Raw genomic sequence first — 23,424 nt, forward strand, 5'->3', positions numbered from 1 at the left:
CCTTCACGGGCTGCGCCGGGTTCACGGGGTTCGTCACTTGCTGTCCTCCGAGGTGCTCTCTGTGGTGCCCCGCGCGGCGTTGCGGCGCGCTGCTGCCTTGCGTCGTTGCTCCTGCCGCGCCCTGCGCGGGTCGTACGGCGTCTCAGGGGCCTTCTCGCCGCGGATCTCCTCCAGGAGTCCGGTGATCGCGGCCATGATGGTCTCGGTCACCTCGCGCAGCACCTCGGGCGTCGGCTCCTTGTCGTAGAAGCGCGACAGGTCGACGGGCGGTCCGGCCTTCACCTGGAGGGTCTTGCGCGGGAAGAGGGCGGGCTTCTTGCTGTACGGCGGAAGAGCGAGGTTGGCGCCCCACTGCGCGACGGGAATCACCGGGCACTTGGTCTCCAGAGCGACCCGCGCGGCACCGGACTTGGCGGTCATCGGCCACATGTCGGGGTCCCTGGTGAGGGTGCCTTCGGGATAGAAGGCGACGCACTCGCCGCGCGCGATGGCGTCGACGGCGGCGCGGAAGGCGTCGAGCGCGTTCGTGGTCTCGCGGTAGACCGGGATCTGGCCCGTGCCCTTCATCACCTTGGCGACAAAACCACCCTTGAAAAGGGCGTCCTTTGCCAGGAAACGCGGCACTCGCCCCGTGTTGTACTGGAAGTGCGCGTACGAGAACGGGTCGATATGCGAGTTGTGATTCACCGCGGTGATGAATCCACCGTCGGCCGGAATGTGCTCCATTCCACGCCAGTCCCGCTTGAACAGAACCACGAGCGGCGGTTTAGCAATGACCGCCGCAAGGCGGTACCAGAAGCCGATTCTGCGGCGGGACACTCGGACACCTTCCTCCATGAACCTGGTCGGCCGCACAAGTGTCGCCCCAGGCTGCCGGTCTGTCGAGAACACCGTACGCCCACCCGTCTGCGGCCACCGCCCCTCGTCCGTCGGCAGGTCACAATGGGCGCGACGCGAAGGACGGAGCGCTCGTGCAATGGACCCTGGTCATACCCGTGAAATCGCTGGCGCGCGCCAAAAGCAGGCTCGCCGCCGCGTCCGGGGACGGTCTGCGGCCGGGTCTCGCCCTGGCATTCGCGCAGGACACCGTGGCCGCCGCGGCGGCGTGCCCGGCGGTGCGGGATGTGGCGGTCGTCACGGACGACGCCCTGGCGGGCCGGGAGCTCGCCGCGCTCGGCGCCCGGGTCCTCGCCGACGAGCCCGGCGGGGGCCTGAACGCCGCGCTGGCGCACGGGGCGGCCCAGGTGCGCGCCGAGCGGCCCGACGCGGCCGTCGCGGCCCTGAACGCCGATCTGCCCGCGCTGCGCCCCGCGGAATTGGCCCGGGCACTCGACGGTGCCGCCGCATTTTCCCGCGCATTCATGCCGGATGCCGCAGGAATCGGGACGACGCTGCTGTGCGCGACGGCGGGGACGCAATTGCGTCCCGCTTTCGGAGGGGCCTCCCGGGCCCGGCATTCGGCGTCCGGGGCCGTGGAACTCGCGCTCGACGGCGTCGATTCCGTACGCCAGGACGTGGACACCGGAGAGGACCTGCGGGCCGCTCTCGCGCTCGGCGTGGGGCCGCGCACCGCCGCGGCCGCGGCGCGCCTGCTCATCGCCGACTGAGTACGCTGCTTTCCATGCAGGCGACCGCGTACACGTACGACTCCGAGACCCGCAGCGGCAGCGTGCTGCTCGACGACGGGACTCCCGTGCCCTTCGAGGCGCCCGCGTTCGACGCGGGCGGGCTGCGGCTGCTGCGGCCCGGGCAGCGCGTGCGCATCGAGGTGGACGGCGAGGGTGACGCGCGCCGCATCACTCTGGTGACCCTGCAGACGTTCTGAACCCGGCGCGGACCTTCTGACGCCCGGCGCCCACGCAGCCGAACCCGGCGCGGGCGTGCCGCGTCCGGGGCGCCTGCGCCGTCCGGGCGCACGACGCGGGCCGGGCTCCCCCGTGGGAGCCCGGCCCGGCGCGTGAGTGCCCTCGTGCCCCTACTTCTTGCGGGCCGTGGTCTTCTTGGCGGTCGTCTTGCGCGCCGTGGACTTCTTGGCGGGCGCCTTCTTCGCCGTGGCCTTCTTCGCCGGGGCGGTCTTCTTGGCGGTGGCCTTCTTGGCGGCCGGCGTCGCCTTCTTGGCGGTGGTGGTCTTCTTCGCCGCCGCCGGCGTCGCCTTCTTGGCCGTCGACTTCGTGGCCGTCTTCTTCGCCGTCGCCGTCGCCTTCTTGGCGGTCGCCGTGGCCTTCTTGGCGGTGGCCGTGCTCTTCTTCGCGGCGGTCTTCTTGGCCGTGGTGGCCTTCTTCGCCGCCGGGGTGGCCTTCTTCGCGGTGGCCTTCTTGGCCGCGGCCTTCTTGACCGTCGCCGAAGCGCCGCCGGTCAGGCTGCCCTTGGGCGCCTTCTTGACCGCGACGTCGTTCTTCGGGAGCTTCTTCGAGCCGCTCACCAGGTCCTTGAAGCCCTGACCGGCGCGGAAGCGCGGCACCGAGGTCTTCTTGACGCGCACGCGCTCCCCGGTCTGGGGGTTGCGGGCGTAACGGGCCGGGCGGTCGACCTTCTCGAACGAGCCGAAGCCGGTGACCGAAACACGGTCCCCGCCGACCACGGCACGGACGACGGCGTCCAGGACCGCGTCGACGGCGTCGGCGGCCTGCTGGCGGCCTCCGACCTTGTCGGCAATCGCTTCTACGAGCTGCGCCTTGTTCACGTCTTCCCCTTCGGAGACATTGCCGGGAGCGAAATACTCCGGCTTTTTCGCACGTTAGGCAGATATATACCGCAAATCAAACACGAAACGGGCTAATCACCCTTGTGCCGCAACGAAGTGGCCCATCTCGGAGTTCCTCGAAGGCCCGTTGAGGCTGCGACTCAGGGGTCTTGGGGGAATCGGCCGTCGTCCGCTTCGTCGAGGGACGCCATCAATCGCTCCAGACGCCTTGCCGCATCGGCGAGATCGTGTTTGGCCGCGGCCGTAATGACCAGCAGCTTCCGGGTCAGCGCCATCCGTACGCCCTCCGGGACTTGCAGTGCGCGCACTCGGGAGTGCGCTTCCTTCAGTTGGTCCGCGACGAGCCCGTAGAGCTCGAGTTGGCTGTCACGTCCCATGCACCGATTGTGCCATCTGGGGCGAGTTGTCGCCTCCGCAGGGGGTAACTGCCGCCGTCCGCCGCCTTCCTGAGGGTACCCCGTCGCGCCGAGTACAAGGGGATTTCCAGCCTCTTCTTCCTTGCCGGGCACGGGAGTTGAGACCACCCGTTCAGGCCATCCGGCACCTCTCGGGAGGCACACACAGATGTACCCCCAACCGTCCACGATTGGGGGTACATCAGGCTGTTGTGACGTGTTGCGGGCTGTCAGACCTGAACGGTCCGCGGCTTGTACGAGGGGCGCCCGGTCTCGTACGCGGCGATGTCCGGCTCGTTCCGCAGCGTGATGCTGATGTCGTCCAGGCCGTTCAGGAGCCGCCAGCGGGCGTTCTCGTCGAGTTCGAAGTCGGCGGTGATGCCCTCCGCGCGGACCTGGCGGTCCTCCAGGTCGACGGTGATCTCGGCCTGCGGGTCCCGCTCCGTCAGCTCCCAGAGCGCGTCCACGACCTTCTGGTCGAGCACGACGGTGAGCAGGCCGTTCTTCAGCGAGTTACCGCGGAAGATGTCGGCGAAGCGGGACGAGATGACGGCCTTGAAGCCGAAGTTCTGCAGCGCCCACACGGCGTGCTCGCGGGAGGATCCGGTGCCGAAGTCGGGTCCGGCGACCAGGACCGTGGAGCCCTGCCGCTCGGGTCGGTTGAGGACGAACTCGGGGTCCTTGCGCCAGGCCTCGAAGAGCCCGTCCTCGAAGCCGTCCCTGGTGACCTTCTTGAGCCAGTGGGCGGGGATGATCTGGTCGGTGTCCACGTTGCTGCGGCGCAGCGGGACGGCCCGGCCGGTGTGCTTGGTGAATGCTTCCATGGTTATCGGACTCCGGCGTTCACGGGGGCGTCGGACAGGTCGGCGGGCGAGGCGAGGTGGCCGGTGACCGCGGTGGCGGCGGCGACCTGCGGGGAGACCAGATGGGTGCGTCCGCCCTTGCCCTGCCTGCCTTCGAAGTTGCGGTTCGACGTGGAGGCCGAGCGCTCGCCGGGCGCCAGTTGGTCGGGGTTCATGCCCAGGCACATCGAGCAGCCCGCGTGCCGCCATTCGGCCCCCGCGGCGATGAAGACCTTGTCCAGGCCCTCCGCGACGGCCTCCAGGGAGACCCGGACCGAGCCGGGGACGACCAGCATCCGCACGCCGTCGGCGACTTTGCGGCCCTCGACGACGGAGGCCGCCGCGCGCAGGTCCTCGATGCGGCCGTTGGTGCAGGAGCCTACGAAGACGGTGTCGACCTTGATGTCCCGCAGCGGCTGCCCCGCGGTCAACCCCATGTATTCCAGGGCCTTTTCGGCGGCGTGGCGCTCCGAAGCGTCTTCGTACGAAGCCGGGTCGGGGACGCTCGCCGAAAGCGGCGCTCCCTGGCCCGGGTTGGTGCCCCAGGTCACGAACGGCGCCAGTGAGGCGGCGTCGATGTAGACCTCGGCGTCGAAGACCGCGTCGTCGTCGGTCTTCAGCGTCTTCCAGTACGCGACCGCGGCGTCCCAGTCCTCGCCCTGCGGTGCGTGGGCGCGGCCCTTGATGTAGTCGAAGGTGGTCTCGTCCGGGGCGATCATCCCGGCGCGGGCGCCCGCCTCGATGGACATGTTGCAGATGGTCATCCGCGCCTCCATCGAGAGCTTCTCGATGGCGGAGCCGCGGTACTCCAGGACGTAGCCCTGGCCGCCGCCGGTGCCGATCTTCGTGATGACGGCGAGGATCAGGTCCTTGGCCGTGACGTCGTCGGGCAGTTCGCCGTCGACGGTGATGGCCATGGTCTTGGGGCGGGCCATCGGCAGCGTCTGGGTGGCGAGGACGTGCTCGACCTGGGAGGTGCCGATGCCGAACGCCAGCGCGCCGAAGGCGCCGTGGGTGGAGGTGTGCGAGTCGCCGCAGACGACGGTGGTGCCGGGCTGGGTCAGTCCCAGCTGCGGTCCCACCACGTGGACGACGCCCTGCTCGACGTCGCCCAGCGGGTGCAGGCGCACGCCGAAGTCGGCGCAGTTCTTGCGCAGCGTCTCCAGCTGGGCCCGCGAGACCGGGTCGGCGATGGGCTTGTCGATGTCGAGGGTCGGGGTGTTGTGGTCCTCGGTGGCGATGGTGAGGTCCAGTCGCCGCACCTGACGGCCGGCCTGGCGGAGGCCGTCGAAGGCCTGGGGGCTGGTCACCTCGTGCAGCAGGTGCAGATCGATGTAGAGGAGGTCGGGCTCGCCCTCGGCGCGCCGGACGACGTGGTCGTCCCAGACCTTCTCCGCGAGTGTCCTACCCATCGCTTTCCCTCCGACCGGCCGCTTCGCCGGCCCAACTAGAGAATCTGTTCGCCGACGCGCGTACCCCTCGTGCCGCACGTCGGCCGCGAAATCCGTTGGTCCGCGGATCGCTCGTACAGAGTGGCGCGTCGCGCGGAAAATTGAACTTGCGTTTCACAGAGTGAGACGCGAGTATCGACGCATGGACAACTCTAGCGGCGTCGGCGTTCTGGACAAGGCGGCCCTTGTCTTGAGCGCTCTGGAGTCCGGTCCGGCCACCCTCGCGGGCTTGGTCGCGGCCACGGGGCTCGCACGACCCACGGCTCACCGACTGGCCGTGGCACTGGAACACCACCGGATGGTGGCGCGGGACATGCAGGGCCGTTTCATTCTCGGCCCGCGCCTCGCGGAGCTCGCGGCGGCGGCGGGCGAGGACCGCCTGCTCGCCACGGCGGGCCCGGTCCTCACGCACCTGCGCGACGTCACGGGCGAGAGCGCACAGCTCTACCGCCGGCAGGGCGACATGCGCATCTGCGTGGCCGCGGCCGAGCGCCTCTCGGGCCTCAGGGACACCGTCCCCGTCGGCTCGACGCTCACGATGAAGGCGGGCTCGTCGGCCCAGATCCTGATGGCCTGGGAGGAGCCGGAGCGCCTGCACCGCGGTCTCCAGGGCGCCCGCTTCACGGCCACGGCCCTTTCGGGTGTACGCCGCCGTGGCTGGGCCCAGTCGATCGGCGAGCGCGAGCCGGGTGTCGCGTCCGTGTCGGCGCCCGTGCGCGGCCCGTCGAACCGCGTGGTGGCCGCCGTCTCGGTCTCTGGTCCGATCGAGCGCCTGACCCGCCACCCCGGCCGCATGCACGCGCAGGCGGTCATCGACGCGGCGGGACGCCTCTCCGAGGCCCTGCGCCGCTCCGGCTGACGCTCACCCGCCGCCCCCGGCGCCCGAAACGCCCGACGCACGCAATCAGCGCCGGAAGGGGCCGCCCCAACGCCGCGGCGGCCCCTTCCGGCGCTCCTCTTCGCCCGCCTGCTTCTCTCACGCGGCCTCCGCTTCTCTGCGGGCCGCCGCCTCCCCCCTGCGGGCCTCAGGCCGTCTGCAGCCGGTCGGCGGCCCGGTCCCCGCGGCGGCCGACCGGGATGACACCGATGGCCTCGCCCAGGCCGAACGCCGGCATGTTGACGTACACCGCCTCGTGGGCGCCGGCCGGCACGACGTACGTCTCGTGCCAGAAGCCGACCTTCCCCCTGCCCTCCCTGACCCGACGGTTCCATGCCGCCCAGGCGGGCCGGTGTTCCTTGCCCTGGGCGACCGAGTACGCCAGCAGCTTCTCCTGCGACTCCCAGTACTGGACGACGTACACCAGGCGCGGGCCACCGAGGAGCAGCCGGTATCCCAGCAGTCCGCTCCCCTGGTCCTCCGGCAGGTCCTTGAGCATGCGGGCCATCGCCCAGAAGACGGGCCACCAGCTCCGCACCGCACGGAAGCTGTTGATGCGCATCCCGATATGGAAGACGACGACGCCTCCCTGCGCGTCCGCGGTCATGCGCCCTTCGATCGGCTTGCCGCCCACGATGCTCTCCCTTGCCGTAGCCCCGCCCGGACATTGGATAGTCCCGCTATCCATGTTTGGATAGTGCCACTCCCCAAAGGGAGGCGCAAGAGGAGGCACCACCGATGAAACTGGCGGAGCTGAGCAGGCTCAGCGGGATCCCCACGGCCACGATCAAGTACTACCTGCGCGAGGGCCTGCTCCCGCCCGGCCGCCGCGTGACGGCGACGCAGGCGGAGTACGACGACTCGCATCTGCAGCGGCTCCGGCTCGTGCGGGCGCTGATCCAGGTGGGACGGGTTCCGATCGCCTCGGCGCGCGAGGTACTGACCGCCCTGGAGGACGAGTCGCTGGACCACAACTCCCGTCTGGGCACGGCGGTATCGGCGCTCCCGCACGGCCAGGAGTCAGCGGAGGACGACGCGGCGGCCCGGGAGGCGCGTGCCACGGTCGACGCGCTGCTGACGCGGCTCGACTGGGAGTGCACGCGCGATGGCGCGGAGGCGTCGCCTGCCCATCGGGTGCTGGTGACCGCCGTCGCTACCCTGGCCCGGCTCGGATATCCGTGTGGCGTCGACGACTTGGCGCCCTACGCGTACGCGGGACGCCAACTGGCCGTGACCGACCTGGACTTGATCGAGCGGTACGAGTCGCCCGACCGGCAGCTGGAGGCGGCCGTGGCGCTCACGGTGCTGTACGAGCCGGTGCTGCTGAGCCTGCGCCGCATCGCGCAGGCGGAGGAGTCCACGAGCCGTTACGGGCAACGGCGTACGGAGGAATGACGAAGGGGCCCTCCCTCGCGGGAAGGCCCCTTGCCGTTTCTGTACCCCCGACCGGATTCGAACCGGCGCTACCGCCTTGAGAGGGCGGCGTGCTAGGCCGCTACACAACGGGGGCGAGGATCTTGCGTCACCGCGCGATCCAGCTGGGCTACCAGGACTCGAACCTAAACTAACGGAACCAGAAACCGTCGTGCTGCCAATTACACCATAGCCCAATGTGGTCTAGACCATGTCTAGTACCTACAGTACCCCCGACCGGATTCGAACCGGCGCTACCGCCTTGAGAGGGCGGCGTGCTAGGCCGCTACACAACGGGGGCCCTAGCGATCCTGCATCAGTGACAGTGGGTGCGACCCGATCTGTCCCCGCGGGAAGGATCTGTACCCCCGACCGGATTCGAACCGGCGCTACCGCCTTGAGAGGGCGGCGTGCTAGGCCGCTACACAACGGGGGCATTGTGGATGAGATCCACAGGTTGCAGATGAGCTCTGCGAGCTGGCCTACCAGGACTCGAACCTAGACTAACGGAACCAGAAACCGTCGTGCTGCCAATTACACCATAGGCCATCAAAGCGCCACCCCCGGAAGGGGTTTTGTTTGACTTGCGCTTCCCGGCCGGACCTTTCGGCCCTCTCGGGCGGCGCAGGAAGAACATTACCCGAAGGTGGACGGCGCTCCAAAACGGGTATCCGCACGCAGCAGCGCGGGGAGCTCGGAGAGGTCCCTGATCCGGTGTACGCCGGCCGGGCCGTCGCCCCCCGTGCCGGTGCGGTCGAGCCAGATCCCGACGAGGCCCGCGTCCCTCGCGCCCCTGGCGTCGATCTCCGGCTGGTCGCCCACGTAGGCGATCTCGGCGGGGGCCAGGCCCAGGTGCGTACAGACCGCGAGGAACGCCTCGGCGGCGGGCTTGGAGACGCCCAGGTCGGCGGCGCACAGCACGGCCTCGAAGCGGTCGCGGACGCCGAGGAGGCGCAGTTTGCGCTCCTGGACGAACAGGGCGGAGTTGGAGAGCACCGCGTGGCGGTAGTCGTCGGCGAGGGCGTCCAGGGTGGGGACGGTGTCGGGGAAGAGGGACCAGGCCGATTCGTAGTGACCGACGTAACGGTCGAACCAGGCGTCGGCGTCGGCGTCGCTCAGGGCGGGGGCGTCGAGGAAGTCCCGCACCCGGTCGCGGCGCTGCTCCTGGAAGGTCACCCCTCCGGCGCCGAAGCGGGCCCAGTGCCGCTCGGTGAGCTCCCGCCACCGCCCGAGGGCACGCTCGGCGGACTCGTACCGCTCCAGGAGCCCCTCGGCGGTGAGGTGCGCGTGCATGCCGGCGCTGTCGGCGCGCGCGTAGTCGAAGATGGTGTCGTCGATGTCCCAGACCACGGCTTTGATCGGCATGTTTCGACGGTATGCGAAGGACCCGGGAGCCGTGGAGGCTTCCGGGTCCTTCGGCTGCGTATGCGTACGCGTCGCTACGCGGTGAGCTTCGCCAGGGCCGCGTCGATGCGGGTCAGGGTCTTCTCCTTGCCCAGGATCTCCAGGGACTCGAAGAGGGGCAGGCCGATCGTGCGGCCGGTGACGGCCACGCGGACCGGGGCCTGGGCCTTGCCGAGCTTCAGGCTGTGCTCCTCGCCGGCGGCCAGGACGGCCTCCTTGAGGGACTCGGGGGAGGTCCAGTCGGCCGCCTCCAGCTTGGCGCGGGCCGTGCGCAGGAGGGCGTCGGAGCCCTCCTTCATGGCCTTCGTCCAGCTCGGCTCGTCGAAGACCGGCTCCGGCAGGAAGAGGAAGTCGACGTTGTCGGTGATCTCGGAGAGAACCTTGAGGCGGGTCTGCGCGTGCGGCGCGATGGCCTGCCAGGCCGCTTCGTCGAAGTCCTCGGGCGCCCAGTTGGCGTGCGGGGCCTTCAGCCAGGGCTCGCAGGCCTCGGCGAAGGCCTTCACGTCCAGCATGCGGATGTGGTCGGCGTTGATCGCCTCGGCCTTCTTGAGGTCGAAGCGGGCCGGGTTCGCGTTGACGTCCGCGAGGTCGAACTTCGCGACCATGTCGGAGATCGAGAAGACGTCCTGGTCCGCGGAGAACGACCAGCCGAGGAGCGACAGGTAGTTCAGGAGGCCCTCGGGGAGGAAGCCGCGCTCGCGGTAGAGGTTGAGGGACGCCTGCGGGTCGCGCTTGGAGAGCTTCTTGTTGCCCTCGCCCATGACGTACGGCAGGTGGCCGAACTCGGGGATCGCCTTCGCGACGCCGAGCTCGATCAGCGCCTTGTAGAGCGCGATCTGGCGCGGGGTGGAGGAGAGCAGGTCCTCGCCGCGCAGGACGTGGGTGATCTCCATCAGGGCGTCGTCGACCGGGTTGACCAGCGTGTACAGCGGGGCGCCGTTGGCACGCACGATGCCGTAGTCGGTGACGTTCTCCGCCTGGACGGTGATCTCGCCGCGGACCAGGTCGGTGAAGGTGGTGGCCTCGTCCGGCATGCGGAAGCGGACGATGTGGCTGCGGCCCTCGGTCTCGTACGCCTGCTTCTGCTCGGCGGTGAGGTCGCGGCAGTGGCCGTCGTAACCGGACGGCTTGCCGGCGGCGCGGGCGGCCTCGCGGCGGGCGTCCAGCTCCTCGGTGGTGCAGTAGCAGGGGTAGGCGTAGCCGCCGTCCAGGAGCTTGGCCGCGACGTCCCGGTAGATGTCCATGCGCTGCGACTGGCGGTACGGCGCGTGCGGGCCGCCGATCTCGGGGCCCTCGTCCCAGTCGAAGCCCAGCCAGCGCATCGAGTCGAGGAGCTGCTCGTACGACTCCTCGGAGTCGCGCGCGGCGTCGGTGTCCTCGATGCGGAAGACCAGGGTGCCCTCGTTGTGCCGGGCGAAGGCCCAGTTGAAGAGGGCGGTGCGGACCAGGCCCACGTGGGGGTTGCCGGTCGGCGAGGGACAGAACCGTACGCGTACGGGGGTCGCGTTAGCCACGCTTGATCACCTTGTTGGTGAGAGTGCCGATGCCTTCGATGGTGACGGCGACCTCGTCGCCGACGTTGAGCGGCCCGACGCCTGCCGGGGTGCCCGTGAGGATGACGTCGCCGGGGAGCAGCGTCATGGCCTCGGAGATGTGCACGATCAGGTCCTCGACGGAGCGGACCATCTCGGCCGTACGCCCCAGCTGGCGCTGTTCGCCGTTGACCGTGCACTGGATGGTGAGGTCGGAGGGGTCGAGGTCGGTCTCCACCCAGGGGCCGAGCGGGCACGCGGTGTCGAAGCCCTTGGCCCTGGCCCACTGCTTCTCGCGCTTCTGCACGTCACGCGCGGTGACGTCGTTCGCGCAGGTGTAGCCGAGGATGACGTCGCGGGCGCGCTCGCGCGGGACCTCGCGGCACATGCGGCCGATGACCACGGCCAGCTCGGCCTCGTGGTGCACCTCCTGCGAGAAGGAGGGGTACACGATGGCGTCGCCAGGGCCCGCCACCGAGGTGGACGGCTTGAAGAAGGCGACCGGGACGTCGGGGACCTCGTTGCCGAGCTCCGCCGCGTGGTCCGCGTAGTTGCGGCCGATGCCCACGACCTTATTGGGGAGCACCGGGGGCAGCAGCCTGACCTTGCTCAGCGGGACCTTCGTGCCGGAGAGCTCGAAGTCCGCGAACGGGATGCCCTTGATGATGTCGAGGACGAGCCCATCGGTCGTTCCGGGGGGACTTTCGCCCTCGACCGCGCCGAAGGCGACGTTGCCGTCGATGGAGAACCTGGCGATGCGCACGTGTGCCTTGGCCCCTTGCTGGAATGGGTGGAGTGTGACACTCCAGGCTAACGCGGCAGGCGGGTCCGACCTCCCGCCATTAACCCGCTACGGGGGCGGGCTGCTCCGGCGCGTCCATGAGGATCGTGCGCTTCGGGTTGGCGGTCTGCGTCGGCAGTTCCACGGCGTGCTCCGGCTGCTCGGGCGCGGCCTGGACGTCGTCCGCGTCCTTGAGGTGCGCGAGAGTGGTGCGGCGCGGGTTGGCTATGTTGCGGAACATCGTCGACTTCACAGTCTTCATCTGCTGTTCGGACCTTGTCGGTTGAGGCGTCACGTGGTGGACGCGGCTTGTCGGATTCGCCATCCCTGTAAAGCGTCAGGCTAAACATCCAATTCCCGGCCAAAGTCCGGAAGACGCCAAGATCTTCATGTGAGTTTGCTCACGAGTTAGCGGACAAAAAGGTCAATCCGGGCCCGGGGTCGACCCGTTGGAAACGGACATTGCGCCACTGAAGGCACCATTCCGCTCCTGATCATGAAGACTGGGACACCCCCCGCCGGTAGAAGCTTTGTGGGGATGAGTCCGTTTTTTACTAGATCACTTTCTACGTCTGGTGACCCCCCACTCACAACGCGTCACGCAGGCCGTGGCGCGACACACGGGCCTTGTTGGAGATCCTGCACTGTGCTGGAATTCCCGGGACCGCCGCGGGATCGAACCGGCGCGCAGGGGCGCAACGCAGCGCCGAGTGGCGGCGGGGAGGGGGAGCAAGCGCCGGTCACTCACGACCACATAGGGGGCGCTTGGCGCCCCACGACGCCGACACCGTCCCGCCGTTATCCGGCAGGACGCCTGGTCCAGAGGTTGCGACGCTAGTGCAGGGACGTTTCAAGAGGGATGGCAAGGGGTCTCCCCAGGCCGACCGCGGCCGAGGGGATGCTCCGGCGGAGCCGGGCGGCTCCTCGCCCCAGCACGCCCAGAACCCCGGACCGGGTACGCCCGGCGACAGCGGCCCCGGGGCCGCACGCCAGGGAGCCGTCGGCAGCGGCTCGACGGCCGCCCAGGCCAAGAGCAAGGGCAAGGGCTCGACCGGCACCAAGGCACCCAGCACCGGCTCGCGAATAGCCCTGCGCAACTGGCGCATCTCCACCCGACTGGTCTCGCTGCTCGCGCTCCCCGTGATCACCGCGACCTCGCTCGGCGCGCTCCGCATCAACTCGTCCCTGGACGAGATCAAGCAGCTCGACAACATGAAGCTGCTGACCGAGATGACCAAGCAGGCCACCGAGCTGGCCGCCGCGCTCCAGGAGGAGCGCGACAAGTCGGCCGGCCCCCTCGCGCACGGCGCGAAGGCCTCCGACTACACGGTCAAGGGCGCCCGCGAGAAGACCGACCGGGTCTACCGCAACTTCCTGCAGGGCACCCAGGACCTCAACGACACCGACGGCGAGAAGGGCCTCCTCGGCGTCCGGCACAGCGCCGTCCAGATCACCCAGCAGCTGCAGGGCATCAACGACGTCCGCAAGAAGGCCTTCACCGACAAGGGCTCCACCTCGCAGACCGTCGAGGCCTACAGCCAGCTCGTCGAGCAGCTCCTCAAGCTGTCGCAGGACATGGCGCAGGCGACGAGCAACCCGGACATGATCCAGCGCACGCGCTCGCTGGCCGCCTTCTCGTCGGCCAAGGAGTACGCCTCCGTACAGCGCGCGATCATCGCCGCGGCCCTGCCGGCGAACGACAGCGAGTACGGCAAGATCTCCGAGACCGACCGCACCTTCGGCCTCAGCGCCAACGAGAAGGAGCGCTCGGAGCTCCAGACCTTCAGCAAGATCTACGCGGGCAACGCCGGTGAGCTGACCAAGCCCATCGACGGCGGCAACCCCGCGGTCAAGGCCGCCAACGAGTACGCCAAGCGCGTGCTCGAGCAGGAAGGCGGCATCAAGCTCCAGGACAAGCGGTCCTACAAGGACTGGGTCGACGCCGACACCACCAAGATCGACGCGATGGCGAAGATCGAGCTGACGCTGCTCGGCGAGATGGAGCAGAAGGCCCGCGAGCTGCGCAACGAGTCGGAGCAGTCGGCCATCCTCAACGGTGCGCTGATCCTGCTCGTGCTCGGCGTCTCGCTCGTCGGCGCGTTCGTCGTGGCCCGCTCCATGATCCGCTCGCTGCGCCGGCTCCAGGACACCGCGACCAAGGTCGCCCAGGACCGCCTGCCCGAGCTGGTCAAGCAGCTCTCGGAGTCGGACCCGCAGGACGTCGACACCTCCGTCGAGTCCGTCGGTGTGCACTCCCGGGACGAGATCGGCCAGGTGGCCGCGGCCTTCGACGACGTGCACCGCGAGGCCGTCCGCCTCGCCGCCGAGCAGGCCCTCCTGCGGGGCAACGTCAACGCGATGTTCACCAACCTCTCGCGCCGTTCGCAGGGCCTCATCCAGCGCCAGCTCTCGCTCATCTCCGAGCTGGAGTCGCGCGAGGCCGACCCGGACCAGCTGTCCTCGCTCTTCAAGCTCGACCACCTCGCGACCCGCATGCGCCGTAACGGCGAGAACCTCCTCGTCCTCGCCGGTGAGGAGCCGGGCCGCCGCTGGACCCGGCCCGTGCCGCTCGTCGACGTGCTGCGTGCCGCCGCGTCCGAGGTGGAGCAGTACGAGCGCATCGAACTCTCCTCGGTCCCCGCGACCGAGGTCGCCGGACGCGTCGTCAACGACCTCGTGCACCTCCTCGCCGAGCTGCTCGAGAACGCGACGTCGTTCTCCTCGCCGCAGACCAAGGTCAAGGTCACCGGTCACGCGCTGCCCGACGGCCGCGTCCTGATCGAGATCCACGACACCGGCATCGGTCTCTCGCCCGAGGACCTCGCCGCGATCAACGAGCGGCTCGCGTCGCCGCCCACCGTGGACGTCTCGGTGTCGCGCCGCATGGGTCTGTTCGTGGTCGGCCGTCTGTCGCAGCGCCACGGCATCCGCATCCAGCTCCGCCCGTCCGACTCCGGTGGTACGACCGCGCTGGTCATGCTGCCCGTCGACGTCGCCCAGGGCGGCAAGAAGATGCCGGGCAAGCCCGGTGCGCCCTCCCCGACCGGCGGTCCCGCGGCGGCCCAGGCCGCGGCCGGTGCCGCTGCCGCGCGACGCGGTGTCGGCGCGGGCGGCAACGGTCCCGGTCTGACCGGCGGTCCCGGCCGCGGTGGTCCCGCGCTCGGCGGTGGCCCCGGTGCCGGTGCCCAGGGTGGGCCCGGGCTGCTCGGTGCCGGTGCGCCGCGCCAGCAGGTCGCGGGCTCGGGTCCGCGGGCCGCGCTGCCCTCCCGGGACACGGGTCAGGGCCAGGGCCCGGCTCAGGGTCGGGGTCAGGCTCAGGGCCGTGGGCAGGGACAGGGTCCGGGTCAGCCTCAGGGACCGGGCCAGGGTCAAGGACCGGGTCAGGGTCCCGGTCTGGGTCTCGGCCAGGCCCCCGGTCAGCGTCCGCAGGCCGCTCCGCAGGGCGGTCAGCCGCAGGCGCCGCAGCGCGGTCGCGGCGGCAACGCGCCGCAGCCTCCGGTGCCCCAGCAGCGTACGAACGCCATGAAGCCGCCGGCGAACGCCCAGGCCGACGCCGGTGACCAGGGCCGCAGGCCCCAGCTGCCGCCCCGCGGCGGCCCGCGTGCCGAGCTGCCCGGGGGCAACCCGCAGCCCCGCGTGCCCAGCTGGAGCGACGAGAACGCGCAGCCGCAGGTGGCGCGCGAGCCCTTCGACACCCCGCGGGGCCACGAGGAGCACGAGTCCACCGGCCAGTTCCCCCAGCCTCCGGCGGGTACGGACGACCGGCAGGGCCCCGGCTCCACCGCGGAGTTCGCCCGCCCGGACTTCGACGCCCCGCCGCCCGGTACTCCGGCGCACGGCACCCCGGCGCCGCAGGACAGCGGCTCCACCGGGCAGTTCGTCCGCTCCGACGTCTTCGGCGGCCAGGGCGGCCGGCAGAACCAGGGCCAGAACCAGCCCCAGAACCAGAACCAGGGCCTGCCGCAGAACCAGCAACAGAACCAGGCCAACGCCCCGGCGCAGCACGGCAATCGGGAGATGCCCGACTACACCGTGCCGCGCCCGCCGGCCCCGCGCCGCGGCCAGGGCGACCCTCACCAGGGTCTCCCCCAGCAGCCGGGTCAGGGCCACGGTCCGGGTCAGGCGCCGCAACAGGGCCAGCAGGCTCAGCAGAACCAGCAGCAGCACCTGCAGCCCGCGCAGCCCCTCCAGCCCGCGGAGCCCGAGCCCCTGCCCCCGGCCGGCCCCGGCGACGGCCGTACGCCGCTGTTCGACACGCTGGAGACCAACTGGTTCCAGCAGCAGCAGAACCAGCAGGCGGCCCAGCAGCAGGCGGCCCAGCAGGAGCAGCAGCACCGGCAGGCCGCGCCGCAGGATCAGCAGCAGGGCAGGCAGGCCCCCGAGGCCGCGCCGCGCCAGGCCGCCGAGCCGCCGCAGCGCCCGCTCCCCTCGCGCCCCCAGCGCCAGGACCCGAACGCCGCGCCCGCGGGCGGAGGCGGCACCAACGGCAACGGCATGCCGAGCGGTTGGCGCTCCTCCCCCAACGACGAGCTGGGCCGCCAGGCCGAGCGCGTCCGGCAGCCCACCGCGGGCGGCGTCACCACATCCGGACTGCCGCGCCGCGTCCCGCGGGCCAACCTGGTCGCGGGCACGGCCCAGCAGCAGCAGGACAGCACAGGTCCGCAGGTCTCGCGTGCGCCCGATGACGTACGCGGCCGGCTGACGAATCTCCGTCGGGGCATCCAGCAGGGGCGCCAGGCCGGTACCGGCCAGACCGGCAGTTTCCCTCGCCCCACTCACCAGCAGGAGCGTTAGTTGAGCCCGATGAGCCAGGCGGCACAGAATCTGAACTGGTTGATCACCAACTTCGTGGACAACACCCCCGGGGTGTCCCACACAGTGGTGGTCTCCGCCGACGGACTCCTTCTGGCGATGTCCGAAGGCTTCCCCCGCGACCGCGCCGACCAGCTCGCCGCGGTCGCCTCCGGCCTTACCTCGCTGACCGCCGGGGCCTCCCGGATCTTCGAGGGCGGCACCGTCACCCAGACCGTGGTGGAGATGGAGCGGGGGTTCCTCTTCATCATGTCCGTCTCCGACGGTTCGTCCCTGGCCGTGCTCGCGCACCCCGAGTGCGACATCGGCCTCGTCGGCTACGAGATGGCCCTCCTCGTCGACCGCGCGGGCGCCGTCCTCACCCCGGACCTCCGCGCCGAGCTGCAGGGCAGCCTGCTCCACTAGCCCGGAGCACGCTCCGAAGCCTTCCCCCTTCGGCCGCCCCACCGACCGAACGTACTGACCAACCGTCCGGCCGCCACACTGCCCCCACCGGCTCTGTCAGACGGCACACGCAGATGACCTGCTGTCCCGCCCGGAGGATCCATGACCCCGCCCACCGCCTCTCACAACCCGTACGGCGACGCCTCGTACGGAATGGAGGGCGACCAGCCGCTGGTGCGGCCCTACGCGATGACCGGCGGCCGCACCCGGCCCCGCTACCAGCTCGCCATCGAGGCGCTGGTGAGCACCACGGCCGACCCGGCCCAGCTGATGGGGATGCTCCCCGAGCACCAGCGGATCTGCCACCTGTGCCGTGAGGTCAAGTCGGTGGCCGAGGTCTCCGCGCTCCTGTCGATGCCGCTCGGTGTGGCCCGGATCCTCGTGGCGGACCTGGCGGAGGCCGGGCTCGTCGCCATCCACCAGCCCGGCGGCGACGAGAGCGCCGGCGGCCAGCCAGACGTGACACTGCTCGAAAGGGTGCTCAGTGGACTTCGCCAGCTCTAGTGACTCGGGCTCGGCCCGCTCCACCACCTCCGCGAAGATCGTGGTGGCGGGCGGCTTCGGCGTGGGCAAGACCACGTTCGTCGGGGCCGTCTCCGAGATCAACCCGCTGCGCACCGAGGCCGTCATGACGTCCGCGTCAGCGGGCATCGACGACCTGACCCACACCGGGGACAAGACGACGACCACCGTCGCCATGGACTTCGGCCGCATCACCCTGGACCAGGACCTGATCCTGTACCTCTTCGGTACGCCCGGTCAGGACCGCTTCTGGTTCATGTGGGACGACCTCGTGCGCGGCGCCATCGGCGCGGTCGTGCTCGTGGACACCCGCAGGCTCGCCGACTGCTTCCCGGCCGTCGACTACTTCGAGAACTCCGGACTGCCCTTCGTCATCGCCCTCAACGGCTTCGACGGCCACCAGCCGTACACGCCCGACGAGGTGCGCGAGGCGCTGCAGATCGGCCCGGGAACACCGATCATCACGACGGACGCGCGACACCGTGCGGACGCAAAGAGTGGCTTGATCACGCTGGTCGAACACGCACTTATGGCACGTCTCAAGTAGGCAGGTCCGTACGGCAGTTGTCGTAGTCAAACCGGAGCGGCCTGTGTCCTTTGACACGGCCGTGCGCCGTGTTCATAACGTTTCGACAGAGAATTGCAAGGTAACCGCCACGCGTCGCGGTCACCTGGTGTCGCTGTGCTCACAAGAGCCCCGCCTTTTGGCGGGGCTCGCTCTTTATGACCGATTTATCTGAGGCTTACACCACTCGGAACCGGCCCTTCCTGGTGTTTGGAAGAGCAGCCCCTGACGTGCTGGAATGCGCTGAACTGCCCAGTAGCACGGGCCTTGGAGACGACAGCGGCACGACGTGAGTGCCGCCGCCGAGAGGTTGTTGGTCGAGTGAGGCGAAGCAAGCCGAGTCCCGCGGCATCCCCCACCGGGGACGCGCGGGGCAACTTCACCCCGCCGCCGCGCACAGCGGCGTCCCCCGTTGACGTGAGCGCCGCCCCCGGCAACGAGTCCCCGGCTCCCTCCGGCGGGCGGATGTCGCCCCGCAACTGGCGCGTGCCGACCAGACTGAACGCGATCCTGCTCATACCCGTGCTCGTCGGTCTCGTCATGGGCGGCTTCCAGGTGAAGGGCTCCATCGACACCTGGAGCGAGGCCCAGGACGCCGAGAGCACCGCCCGCCTGGTGCGGGCGTCGCTGAACTACGGCAACCGCCTCATCGAGGAGCGCGACCTCACCGCCGCTCCCCTGCTGCGCGGCAAGCGGAACGACCCGGTCGTCGTCAAGGCCCGCAAGGCCACCGACCGGGCCGCCGCCGAGTTCAAGTCCGCGGCGGAGAGCATGCCGGACAAGGAAGGCCTCAACCGTCGTCTCGACGCCTTCCACAAGGTCGAGCCGAAGCTCGCCCCGCTGCGTCAGGCCGCGTACACCACCAAGCTTCCCGGTGTGAAGACCGAAGAGGGCTACGTCGCCATCCAGCACCCGCTGATGGAGTTCGCCAACGAGCTCGGTCTGGGCACCGGCAACATCACCAGCTACGGCCGCACCGTCTACGCGATCTCGCTCTCCAAGGCAGCGCTCTCCCTCCAGCGGTCCATCGGCACGCACCTCCTGGTCGAGCCGGGCCCCGGCACCGGTTCGTTCACGCTCCAGCGCACCTCGTTCTCCTCGTACGCCTACCTGGAGCGCATCGCCATCGAGGAGTACACCGGCGGCGGCACCCCCGAGGACGTCGCCAAGCTGGAGGACGCCAAGAAGGAGCTGGCGGCCGCCGCCGAGAAGCAGGGCGGCCCGGCCCTCTCGCAGGACAAGATGGTCGCGGCCATCGCCACCATGCCGAGCACCCAGCCGAGCGCACGCGTCGAGCTGGCCGGCAAGGGCATCACGCCCAAGGCCTGGTGGGCCACCACCACCGCCAAGTTCGACGCCTACCGCACCATCGAGTCGGACCTCGCCGACAAGGCCGTGGACGAGGCGTCCGACATCGCCGCCACCGCGCAGCGCAACGCGTACATCACCGGCGCCATCGTGGTGCTCGCGCTGCTCGCCGCCTTCATCCTGGCCGGGATGATGGCCCGCCAGATGTCCAAGGCGATGCGTCAGCTGCGTACCGCCGCCTTCGGCATCGCCGAGCAGCGCCTTCCGATGCTGGTCGACCAGCTGTCGCGCACCGACCCGGGCCGCGTGGACACCCGCGTGCAGCCCATCCCGATCAACTCCACGGACGAGATCGGCGAGGTCGCCCGCGCCTTCGACCAGGTGCACCGCGAGGCCGTGCGGCTCGCCGCCGAGCAGGCGCTGCTCCGCGGCAACATCAACGCGATCTTCACCAACCTGTCGCGCCGCAACCAGTCGCTGATCGAGGGCCAGCTGACCCTCATCACCGACCTGGAGAACAACGAGGCCGACCCGGACCAGCTGGAGAACCTCTTCCGCCTGGACCACCTGGCGACCCGTATGCGCCGCAACGGCGAGAACCTCCTGGTCCTCTCCGGCGAGGAGCCGGGCCGCCGCTGGGACCAGCCGGTCCCGCTGGTCGACGTGCTCCGCGCCGCCTCCTCCGAGGTGGAGCAGTACGAGCGCATCGAGCTGCAGGGCGTCCCGGAGGCCGAGATCCACGGCCTGGCCGTGACCGACCTCGTGCACCTGCTCGCCGAGCTCCTGGAGAACGCCACCACGTTCTCCTCCCCGCAGACCAAGGTCCGTGTCACCGCGACCCGGCTGCCCGACGGCCGCATCATGGTCGAGATCCACGACAAGGGCATCGGTCTCACCGCCGAGGACTTCGCGGACATCAACCACAAGCTGGCCAACCCGCCGACCGTGGACGCCGCGATCTCGCAGCGCATGGGTCTGTTCGTGGTCGGCCGGCTCTCCGACCGGCACGGCATCCGCGTGCAGCTGCGCCCCTCGGGCGAGCAGGCGGGCACCACGTCGCTGGTCATGCTGCCGGACGCGATCACGCACGGTGGCGGTGGCGACCAGCCCGCGCAGGACGAGTTCACCGTCTCCTCGATCATCCCTGAGCAGCAGGTCCTTGCGGCCGAGCCGCTGCGCACCGCCGCGGAGCTGGGCTTCGACGACAGCCGCTACCACGGTGACGGCGGCGAGGTGCAGCCCGAGCTGGACCCGGTCGGCCGTTCGCTGATGCGTGAGGAGCGCCGCGCGGCCCTGGAGGCGCAGGCCCAGCAGCCCGGCGCCCACCGCCCGCTCTTCCGCGACGAGGTCGAGCCGCAGCAGCAGGCACAGCAGCCGCAGCCGGGTGTGTACGAGCAGCAGGGCGGCTACGACCAGCAGGCCCCCGCGTACGACGAGCACCAGCAGGCCACGTACGACCAGGGCGGCGCGTACGAGAACGAGCAGTACGCCACCGGTGAGTACGCACAGCCGCAGTACACCGACGCGCAGTACGCCGAGAACGGCTACGGCGCCGAGCAGTACGCGCCGGCCGAGCAGCACTACGTTGACGGCTCGGATGGCGCGGCCGGCTACCAGGACCAGCAGCTGCCCTATCCGGAGCGGTCCCGTCAGGACGACTGGCCCACCGCTGACGGCTACCAGACCGAGTACGGCCAGGAAGCGGAATCCGCGCAGGCGGCCCCCGCGGCCGACGACGAGCGCGTAGGCTTCGACCGGCCGGGACCGACTCCGTCCGTCGTCCACGAGATGACCGACGCGGGCCTCCCCCGCAGGGGCTCCTCCGGTGCGAACGGGAACGAGAGTTCCCCCGCCCCGAGCGAGGGCAAGGACGACTGGCGTTCGTCCAACGACGAGCGCTGGCAGCGAGCCGAGCGCCTCAAGGAGCCGAAGGCGGGCGGGGTCACCTCGTCCGGGCTCCCGCGGCGGGTGCCCAAGGCCAATCTGGTCGAGGGCACCGCGGAACAGACCCCACAGGGCGGCCCCCAGGTCTCCCGCGACCCCGAGGAAGTGCGGGGCAGGCTGAGCAACCTGCGCCGCGGCGTCCAGCGGGGACGCAACTCGAGCAGTGACACGAATGGCCAGGGCTTCAGCCCTGATAGCACCTACAACCAGGAGCGTTAGTGTGAGCCCGATGAGCCAGGCGGCACAGAACCTGAACTGGTTGATCACCAACTTCGTGGACAACACCCCCGGGGTGTCCCACACAGTGGTGGTCTCCGCCGACGGACTCCTTCTGGCGATGTCCGAAGGCTTCCCCCGCGACCGCGCCGATCAGCTCGCGGCCGTCGCCTCCGGCCTTACCTCGCTGACCGCCGGGGCCTCCCGGATCTTCGAGGGCGGCTCCGTGACCCAGACCGTTGTGGAGATGGAGCGAGGATTTCTCTTCATCATGTCCATTTCCGACGGTTCCTCGCTCGCCGTTCTCGCCCACCCGGATGCGGACATCGGTCTCATTGGGTACGAGATGGCACTTCTTGTCGACCGCGCGGGCACCGTTCTCACGCCGGACCTGCGCGCGGAGCTCCAGGGGAGCCTTCTCAACTAACAGACAGACGGTGCGTTTTCGCGTCTTGTGCCCGTAAGGTTTCGGGACGCGGCTCCACAGTGATGGGCCCGGCACAGTTGGAGGAGGAAGAAACGTGGCAACACCCCCAGACGGTTCGTCATCGGCGAACTGGTCCCCTGGTCATGGCCAGGGTGGTCAGCACGACGGCGGGCCGAACAGGTACAACTTCCCCTCCGCGCCGAGCCACCGCCGCCAGCCGTACGCGCAGCCCCAGCAGCCGGGGCCGCGTCCGTACGACCAGGGCACCCCGGCGCGCGCGCCCCGCATCCAGCCGGTGCACCCCCAGCGGCGCGCCCCTGAACCGGCGCCCGCCGGGTCGGCGAGCAACCCCCTGGTGCGCCCGTACGCCATGACGGGCGGCCGCACCAGGCCGCGCTACCAGCTCGCCATCGAGGCGCTGGTGCACACCACCGCACAACCGCACCAGTTGCAGGGCCAGTTGCCCGAGCATCAGCGCATCTGCAACCTGTGCCGGGAGATCAAGTCGGTCGCCGAGATCTCGGCGCTCCTCTCCATCCCCCTCGGCGTCGCCCGGATCCTCGTAGCCGACCTGGCGGAGGCCGGACTTGTCGCCATCCATCAGCCCGGCGGCGACGAGTCCGCCGGCGGCCAGCCAGACGTGACACTGCTCGAAAGGGTGCTCAGTGGACTTCGCAAGCTCTAGCGGCGGAGCAACAGCCCGCTCCACCACCAGCGCGAAAATCGTGGTGGCGGGCGGCTTCGGCGTGGGCAAGACCACGTTCGTCGGGGCGGTCTCTGAGATCAACCCGCTGCGCACCGAGGCCGTCATGACGTCCGCGTCAGCGGGCATCGACGACCTGACCCACACCGGAGACAAGACCACCACGACGGTGGCCATGGACTTCGGTCGCATCACCCTGGACCAGGACCTGATCCTGTACCTCTTCGGTACGCCGGGTCAGGACCGCTTCTGGTTCATGTGGGACGACTTGGTCCGTGGCGCCATCGGCGCGGTCGTCCTGGTCGACACGAGGCGGCTCGCCGACTGCTTCCCCGCCGTCGACTACTTCGAGAACTCCGGGCTGCCCTTCGTCATCGCCCTCAACGGCTTCGACGGCCACCAGCCGTACACGCCCGACGAGGTGCGCGAGGCGCTGCAGATCGGCCCGGACACCCCGATCATCACGACCGACGCCCGCCACCGCGCGGACGCGAAGAGCGCGCTGATCACGCTGGTCGAGCACGCGCTGATGGCGCGGCTCCGTTAACGCTCTTCTTTTGTTGCCCGTACGCGGACGACGGCCCGCACGCTTCGGCGTGCGGGCCTCTGTCAGTTTCGGCGGCAGTGCGCGAACTGCGTGACGCCCTGGTAGCCGTAGCTCTCCGGGTGCAGTTCGTGCAGGGCGACGCCGCCGCGGGCGAGCGGGCCGAGGAGCTCCGGCAGGAACGCGGCGGCCCCGGTGATGAAGGCGGCCTTCTCCTCGGCGCTGTTGGTGCCCGCCGTGATGCTGACCTCCAGGTGCGCGTCGCGGCCGCCGGTCAGGGGCTTCCCCGCGACGTAGTAGCGGTCGGCGGGGACGAGGTCGAGGTGGACGACGGTGCGCTCGGCGGACTTGCCGAGCGCGGTGACCGCCAGGCCGGTCAGCCCCTCGGCGAGGGCCCGTGCGGTGTCGGCGGGCAGGGCGGGGTCGGTGACGGTGGCCCTGATGTGGGGCATGGCTCTCCTCACGTCGTTCTCCGGTGATCAGCCGCGTCGGCGGCACGGGCAACTCTCGCCCCACCTGGCACCATTGATCCAACGCATA

General features: G+C 70.2%; 23 protein-coding genes and 5 tRNA genes. 12 read left to right on the forward strand and 16 right to left on the reverse strand.

The genetic code is table 11. The features are described from left to right. Positions 1 to 33: 33 nt before the first annotated feature. A complete protein-coding gene (locus ACH4D5_RS30865) occupies positions 34 to 819 on the reverse strand; it encodes a lysophospholipid acyltransferase family protein (RefSeq protein ID WP_398308742.1) in 786 nt (261 codons plus the stop codon). A 152-nt stretch (positions 820 to 971) separates the two neighbouring features. Between ACH4D5_RS30865 and cofC the strand changes: the two genes are divergently transcribed. Together cofC and ACH4D5_RS30875 are read left to right on the forward strand one after the other, a co-directional pair. After that, complete coding sequence (gene cofC, locus ACH4D5_RS30870; protein ID WP_398308744.1) at positions 972 to 1,607, forward strand: 2-phospho-L-lactate guanylyltransferase; 636 nt, start codon at positions 972 to 974, stop codon at positions 1,605 to 1,607. Positions 1,608 to 1,621: 14 nt separating this feature from the next. Beyond that, complete coding sequence (locus ACH4D5_RS30875) at positions 1,622 to 1,825, forward strand: hypothetical protein (RefSeq protein WP_398308746.1); 204 nt, start codon at positions 1,622 to 1,624, stop codon at positions 1,823 to 1,825. 150 nt (positions 1,826 to 1,975) lie between these two features. On the opposite strand, the gene ACH4D5_RS30880 is transcribed toward ACH4D5_RS30875, so the two are convergent. The 4 genes from ACH4D5_RS30880 to leuC all read right to left on the reverse strand — a co-directional run bounded on the left by ACH4D5_RS30880 (position 1,976) and on the right by leuC (position 5,353). Beyond that, positions 1,976 to 2,683 carry an HU family DNA-binding protein gene (locus ACH4D5_RS30880; protein ID WP_398308748.1) on the reverse strand — a complete coding sequence of 236 codons (708 nt, stop codon included), beginning with the start codon at positions 2,681 to 2,683 and terminating at the stop codon, positions 1,976 to 1,978. A 161-nt stretch (positions 2,684 to 2,844) separates the two neighbouring features. Then, on the reverse strand, positions 2,845 to 3,081 hold the full coding sequence (locus ACH4D5_RS30885; protein ID WP_398308750.1) for a hypothetical protein: 237 nt from the start codon (positions 3,079 to 3,081) through the stop codon (positions 2,845 to 2,847). 248 nt (positions 3,082 to 3,329) lie between these two features. After that, the gene (leuD, locus tag ACH4D5_RS30890) at positions 3,330 to 3,923 is read right to left on the reverse strand and encodes a 3-isopropylmalate dehydratase small subunit (RefSeq protein WP_398308751.1); all 594 of its coding nucleotides are present in this window, start codon (positions 3,921 to 3,923) and stop codon (positions 3,330 to 3,332) included. Between the two features lie 2 nt (positions 3,924 to 3,925). Continuing rightward, positions 3,926 to 5,353, reverse strand: coding sequence for a 3-isopropylmalate dehydratase large subunit (gene leuC, locus ACH4D5_RS30895; protein WP_398308753.1), 1,428 nt, complete (start codon positions 5,351 to 5,353; stop codon positions 3,926 to 3,928). A 181-nt stretch (positions 5,354 to 5,534) separates the two neighbouring features. Between leuC and ndgR the strand changes: the two genes are divergently transcribed. Continuing rightward, positions 5,535 to 6,251, forward strand: coding sequence for an IclR family transcriptional regulator NdgR (ndgR, locus tag ACH4D5_RS30900; protein ID WP_058942291.1), 717 nt, complete (start codon positions 5,535 to 5,537; stop codon positions 6,249 to 6,251). A 166-nt stretch (positions 6,252 to 6,417) separates the two neighbouring features. Here ndgR and ACH4D5_RS30905 read toward each other — a convergent pair whose 3' ends face one another. Continuing rightward, the gene (locus ACH4D5_RS30905) at positions 6,418 to 6,876 is read right to left on the reverse strand and encodes a DUF4188 domain-containing protein (RefSeq protein ID WP_398309019.1); all 459 of its coding nucleotides are present in this window, start codon (positions 6,874 to 6,876) and stop codon (positions 6,418 to 6,420) included. Positions 6,877 to 7,007: 131 nt separating this feature from the next. On the opposite strand from ACH4D5_RS30905, the gene ACH4D5_RS30910 reads away from it, so the two are divergent. Beyond that, positions 7,008 to 7,664: a MerR family transcriptional regulator gene (locus ACH4D5_RS30910; protein ID WP_398308755.1), complete on the forward strand. Its 657-nt coding sequence runs from the start codon at positions 7,008 to 7,010 to the stop codon at positions 7,662 to 7,664. 42 nt (positions 7,665 to 7,706) lie between these two features. Here ACH4D5_RS30910 and ACH4D5_RS30915 read toward each other — a convergent pair. The 9 genes from ACH4D5_RS30915 to ACH4D5_RS30955 all read right to left on the reverse strand — a co-directional run bounded on the left by ACH4D5_RS30915 (position 7,707) and on the right by ACH4D5_RS30955 (position 11,661). After that, positions 7,707 to 7,779 (reverse strand) — tRNA-Glu (locus ACH4D5_RS30915). 28 nt (positions 7,780 to 7,807) lie between these two features. Beyond that, positions 7,808 to 7,879, reverse strand: a tRNA-Gln gene (locus ACH4D5_RS30920). Positions 7,880 to 7,910: 31 nt separating this feature from the next. Beyond that, positions 7,911 to 7,983: transfer RNA gene (locus tag ACH4D5_RS30925), tRNA-Glu, on the reverse strand. Between the two features lie 62 nt (positions 7,984 to 8,045). After that, positions 8,046 to 8,118: transfer RNA gene (locus ACH4D5_RS30930), tRNA-Glu, on the reverse strand. 41 nt (positions 8,119 to 8,159) lie between these two features. After that, a tRNA-Gln gene (locus ACH4D5_RS30935) sits at positions 8,160 to 8,231 on the reverse strand. An 87-nt stretch (positions 8,232 to 8,318) separates the two neighbouring features. Then, positions 8,319 to 9,047 (reverse strand): HAD family hydrolase, encoded by a 729-nt coding sequence (locus ACH4D5_RS30940; protein ID WP_398308757.1) that lies wholly within the window; start codon positions 9,045 to 9,047, stop codon positions 8,319 to 8,321. Positions 9,048 to 9,121: 74 nt separating this feature from the next. Next, positions 9,122 to 10,600: a glutamate--tRNA ligase gene (gene gltX, locus ACH4D5_RS30945; protein ID WP_398308759.1), complete on the reverse strand. Its 1,479-nt coding sequence runs from the start codon at positions 10,598 to 10,600 to the stop codon at positions 9,122 to 9,124. Then, complete coding sequence (locus tag ACH4D5_RS30950) at positions 10,593 to 11,381, reverse strand: fumarylacetoacetate hydrolase family protein (protein WP_362998161.1); 789 nt, start codon at positions 11,379 to 11,381, stop codon at positions 10,593 to 10,595. The genes gltX and ACH4D5_RS30950 overlap by 8 nt, the downstream gene beginning before the upstream one ends. Positions 11,382 to 11,460: 79 nt before the next feature. Continuing rightward, a complete protein-coding gene (locus ACH4D5_RS30955; RefSeq protein WP_398308761.1) occupies positions 11,461 to 11,661 on the reverse strand; it encodes a hypothetical protein in 201 nt (66 codons plus the stop codon). Between the two features lie 575 nt (positions 11,662 to 12,236). On the opposite strand from ACH4D5_RS30955, the gene ACH4D5_RS30960 reads away from it, so the two are divergent. The 8 genes from ACH4D5_RS30960 to ACH4D5_RS30995 all read left to right on the forward strand — a co-directional run bounded on the left by ACH4D5_RS30960 (position 12,237) and on the right by ACH4D5_RS30995 (position 22,887). Further along, entirely contained in the window at positions 12,237 to 16,193 is a 3,957-nt protein-coding gene (locus tag ACH4D5_RS30960) for a nitrate- and nitrite sensing domain-containing protein (RefSeq protein ID WP_398308763.1), read from the forward strand. 9 nt (positions 16,194 to 16,202) lie between these two features. Further along, complete coding sequence (locus ACH4D5_RS30965) at positions 16,203 to 16,616, forward strand: roadblock/LC7 domain-containing protein (RefSeq protein WP_030787430.1); 414 nt, start codon at positions 16,203 to 16,205, stop codon at positions 16,614 to 16,616. A 141-nt stretch (positions 16,617 to 16,757) separates the two neighbouring features. Next, on the forward strand, positions 16,758 to 17,159 hold the full coding sequence (locus ACH4D5_RS30970; RefSeq protein WP_398308765.1) for a DUF742 domain-containing protein: 402 nt from the start codon (positions 16,758 to 16,760) through the stop codon (positions 17,157 to 17,159). After that, positions 17,140 to 17,724: an ATP/GTP-binding protein gene (locus tag ACH4D5_RS30975; protein WP_362998169.1), complete on the forward strand. Its 585-nt coding sequence runs from the start codon at positions 17,140 to 17,142 to the stop codon at positions 17,722 to 17,724. The genes ACH4D5_RS30970 and ACH4D5_RS30975 overlap by 20 nt, the downstream gene beginning before the upstream one ends. A 339-nt stretch (positions 17,725 to 18,063) precedes the next feature. After that, complete coding sequence (locus ACH4D5_RS30980) at positions 18,064 to 21,213, forward strand: nitrate- and nitrite sensing domain-containing protein (RefSeq protein WP_398308767.1); 3,150 nt, start codon at positions 18,064 to 18,066, stop codon at positions 21,211 to 21,213. A 10-nt stretch (positions 21,214 to 21,223) separates the two neighbouring features. After that, a complete protein-coding gene (locus ACH4D5_RS30985) occupies positions 21,224 to 21,637 on the forward strand; it encodes a roadblock/LC7 domain-containing protein (protein WP_030787419.1) in 414 nt (137 codons plus the stop codon). Between the two features lie 94 nt (positions 21,638 to 21,731). Continuing rightward, positions 21,732 to 22,322: a DUF742 domain-containing protein gene (locus ACH4D5_RS30990; RefSeq protein WP_398308769.1), complete on the forward strand. Its 591-nt coding sequence runs from the start codon at positions 21,732 to 21,734 to the stop codon at positions 22,320 to 22,322. Continuing rightward, a complete protein-coding gene (locus tag ACH4D5_RS30995) occupies positions 22,303 to 22,887 on the forward strand; it encodes an ATP/GTP-binding protein (protein WP_030361923.1) in 585 nt (194 codons plus the stop codon). The genes ACH4D5_RS30990 and ACH4D5_RS30995 overlap by 20 nt, the downstream gene beginning before the upstream one ends. A 62-nt stretch (positions 22,888 to 22,949) precedes the next feature. Here the strand turns inward: ACH4D5_RS30995 and ACH4D5_RS31000 are convergent, their stop codons facing one another. Further along, positions 22,950 to 23,336 (reverse strand): 4-oxalocrotonate tautomerase family protein, encoded by a 387-nt coding sequence (locus tag ACH4D5_RS31000; RefSeq protein ID WP_398308771.1) that lies wholly within the window; start codon positions 23,334 to 23,336, stop codon positions 22,950 to 22,952. Between the last annotated feature and the right edge of the window lie 88 nt (positions 23,337 to 23,424).

The sequence above is a fragment of the Streptomyces sp. NPDC018029 genome (genome assembly GCF_044327655.1).
Taxonomy (GTDB): Bacteria; Actinomycetota; Actinomycetes; order Streptomycetales; family Streptomycetaceae; genus Streptomyces.

Coding starts and splice junctions, on each gene's coding strand:
- ACH4D5_RS30910 (WP_398308755.1), top strand. CDS start 7,008: ATGAAACTGGCGGAGCTGAGCAGGCTCAGCGGGATCCCCACGGCCACG.
- ACH4D5_RS30905 (WP_398309019.1), bottom strand. CDS start 6,876: ATGACCGCGGACGCGCAGGGAGGCGTCGTCGTCTTCCATATCGGGATG.
- ACH4D5_RS30965 (WP_030787430.1), top strand. CDS start 16,203: ATGAGCCAGGCGGCACAGAATCTGAACTGGTTGATCACCAACTTCGTG.
- leuD (WP_398308751.1), bottom strand. CDS start 3,923: ATGGAAGCATTCACCAAGCACACCGGCCGGGCCGTCCCGCTGCGCCGC.
- leuC (WP_398308753.1), bottom strand. CDS start 5,353: ATGGGTAGGACACTCGCGGAGAAGGTCTGGGACGACCACGTCGTCCGG.
- ACH4D5_RS30955 (WP_398308761.1), bottom strand. CDS start 11,661: ATGAAGACTGTGAAGTCGACGATGTTCCGCAACATAGCCAACCCGCGC.
- ACH4D5_RS30970 (WP_398308765.1), top strand. CDS start 16,758: ATGACCCCGCCCACCGCCTCTCACAACCCGTACGGCGACGCCTCGTAC.
- ACH4D5_RS30875 (WP_398308746.1), top strand. CDS start 1,622: ATGCAGGCGACCGCGTACACGTACGACTCCGAGACCCGCAGCGGCAGC.
- ACH4D5_RS31000 (WP_398308771.1), bottom strand. CDS start 23,336: ATGCCCCACATCAGGGCCACCGTCACCGACCCCGCCCTGCCCGCCGAC.
- ndgR (WP_058942291.1), top strand. CDS start 5,535: ATGGACAACTCTAGCGGCGTCGGCGTTCTGGACAAGGCGGCCCTTGTC.
- ACH4D5_RS30985 (WP_030787419.1), top strand. CDS start 21,224: ATGAGCCAGGCGGCACAGAACCTGAACTGGTTGATCACCAACTTCGTG.
- ACH4D5_RS30940 (WP_398308757.1), bottom strand. CDS start 9,047: ATGCCGATCAAAGCCGTGGTCTGGGACATCGACGACACCATCTTCGAC.
- ACH4D5_RS30885 (WP_398308750.1), bottom strand. CDS start 3,081: ATGGGACGTGACAGCCAACTCGAGCTCTACGGGCTCGTCGCGGACCAA.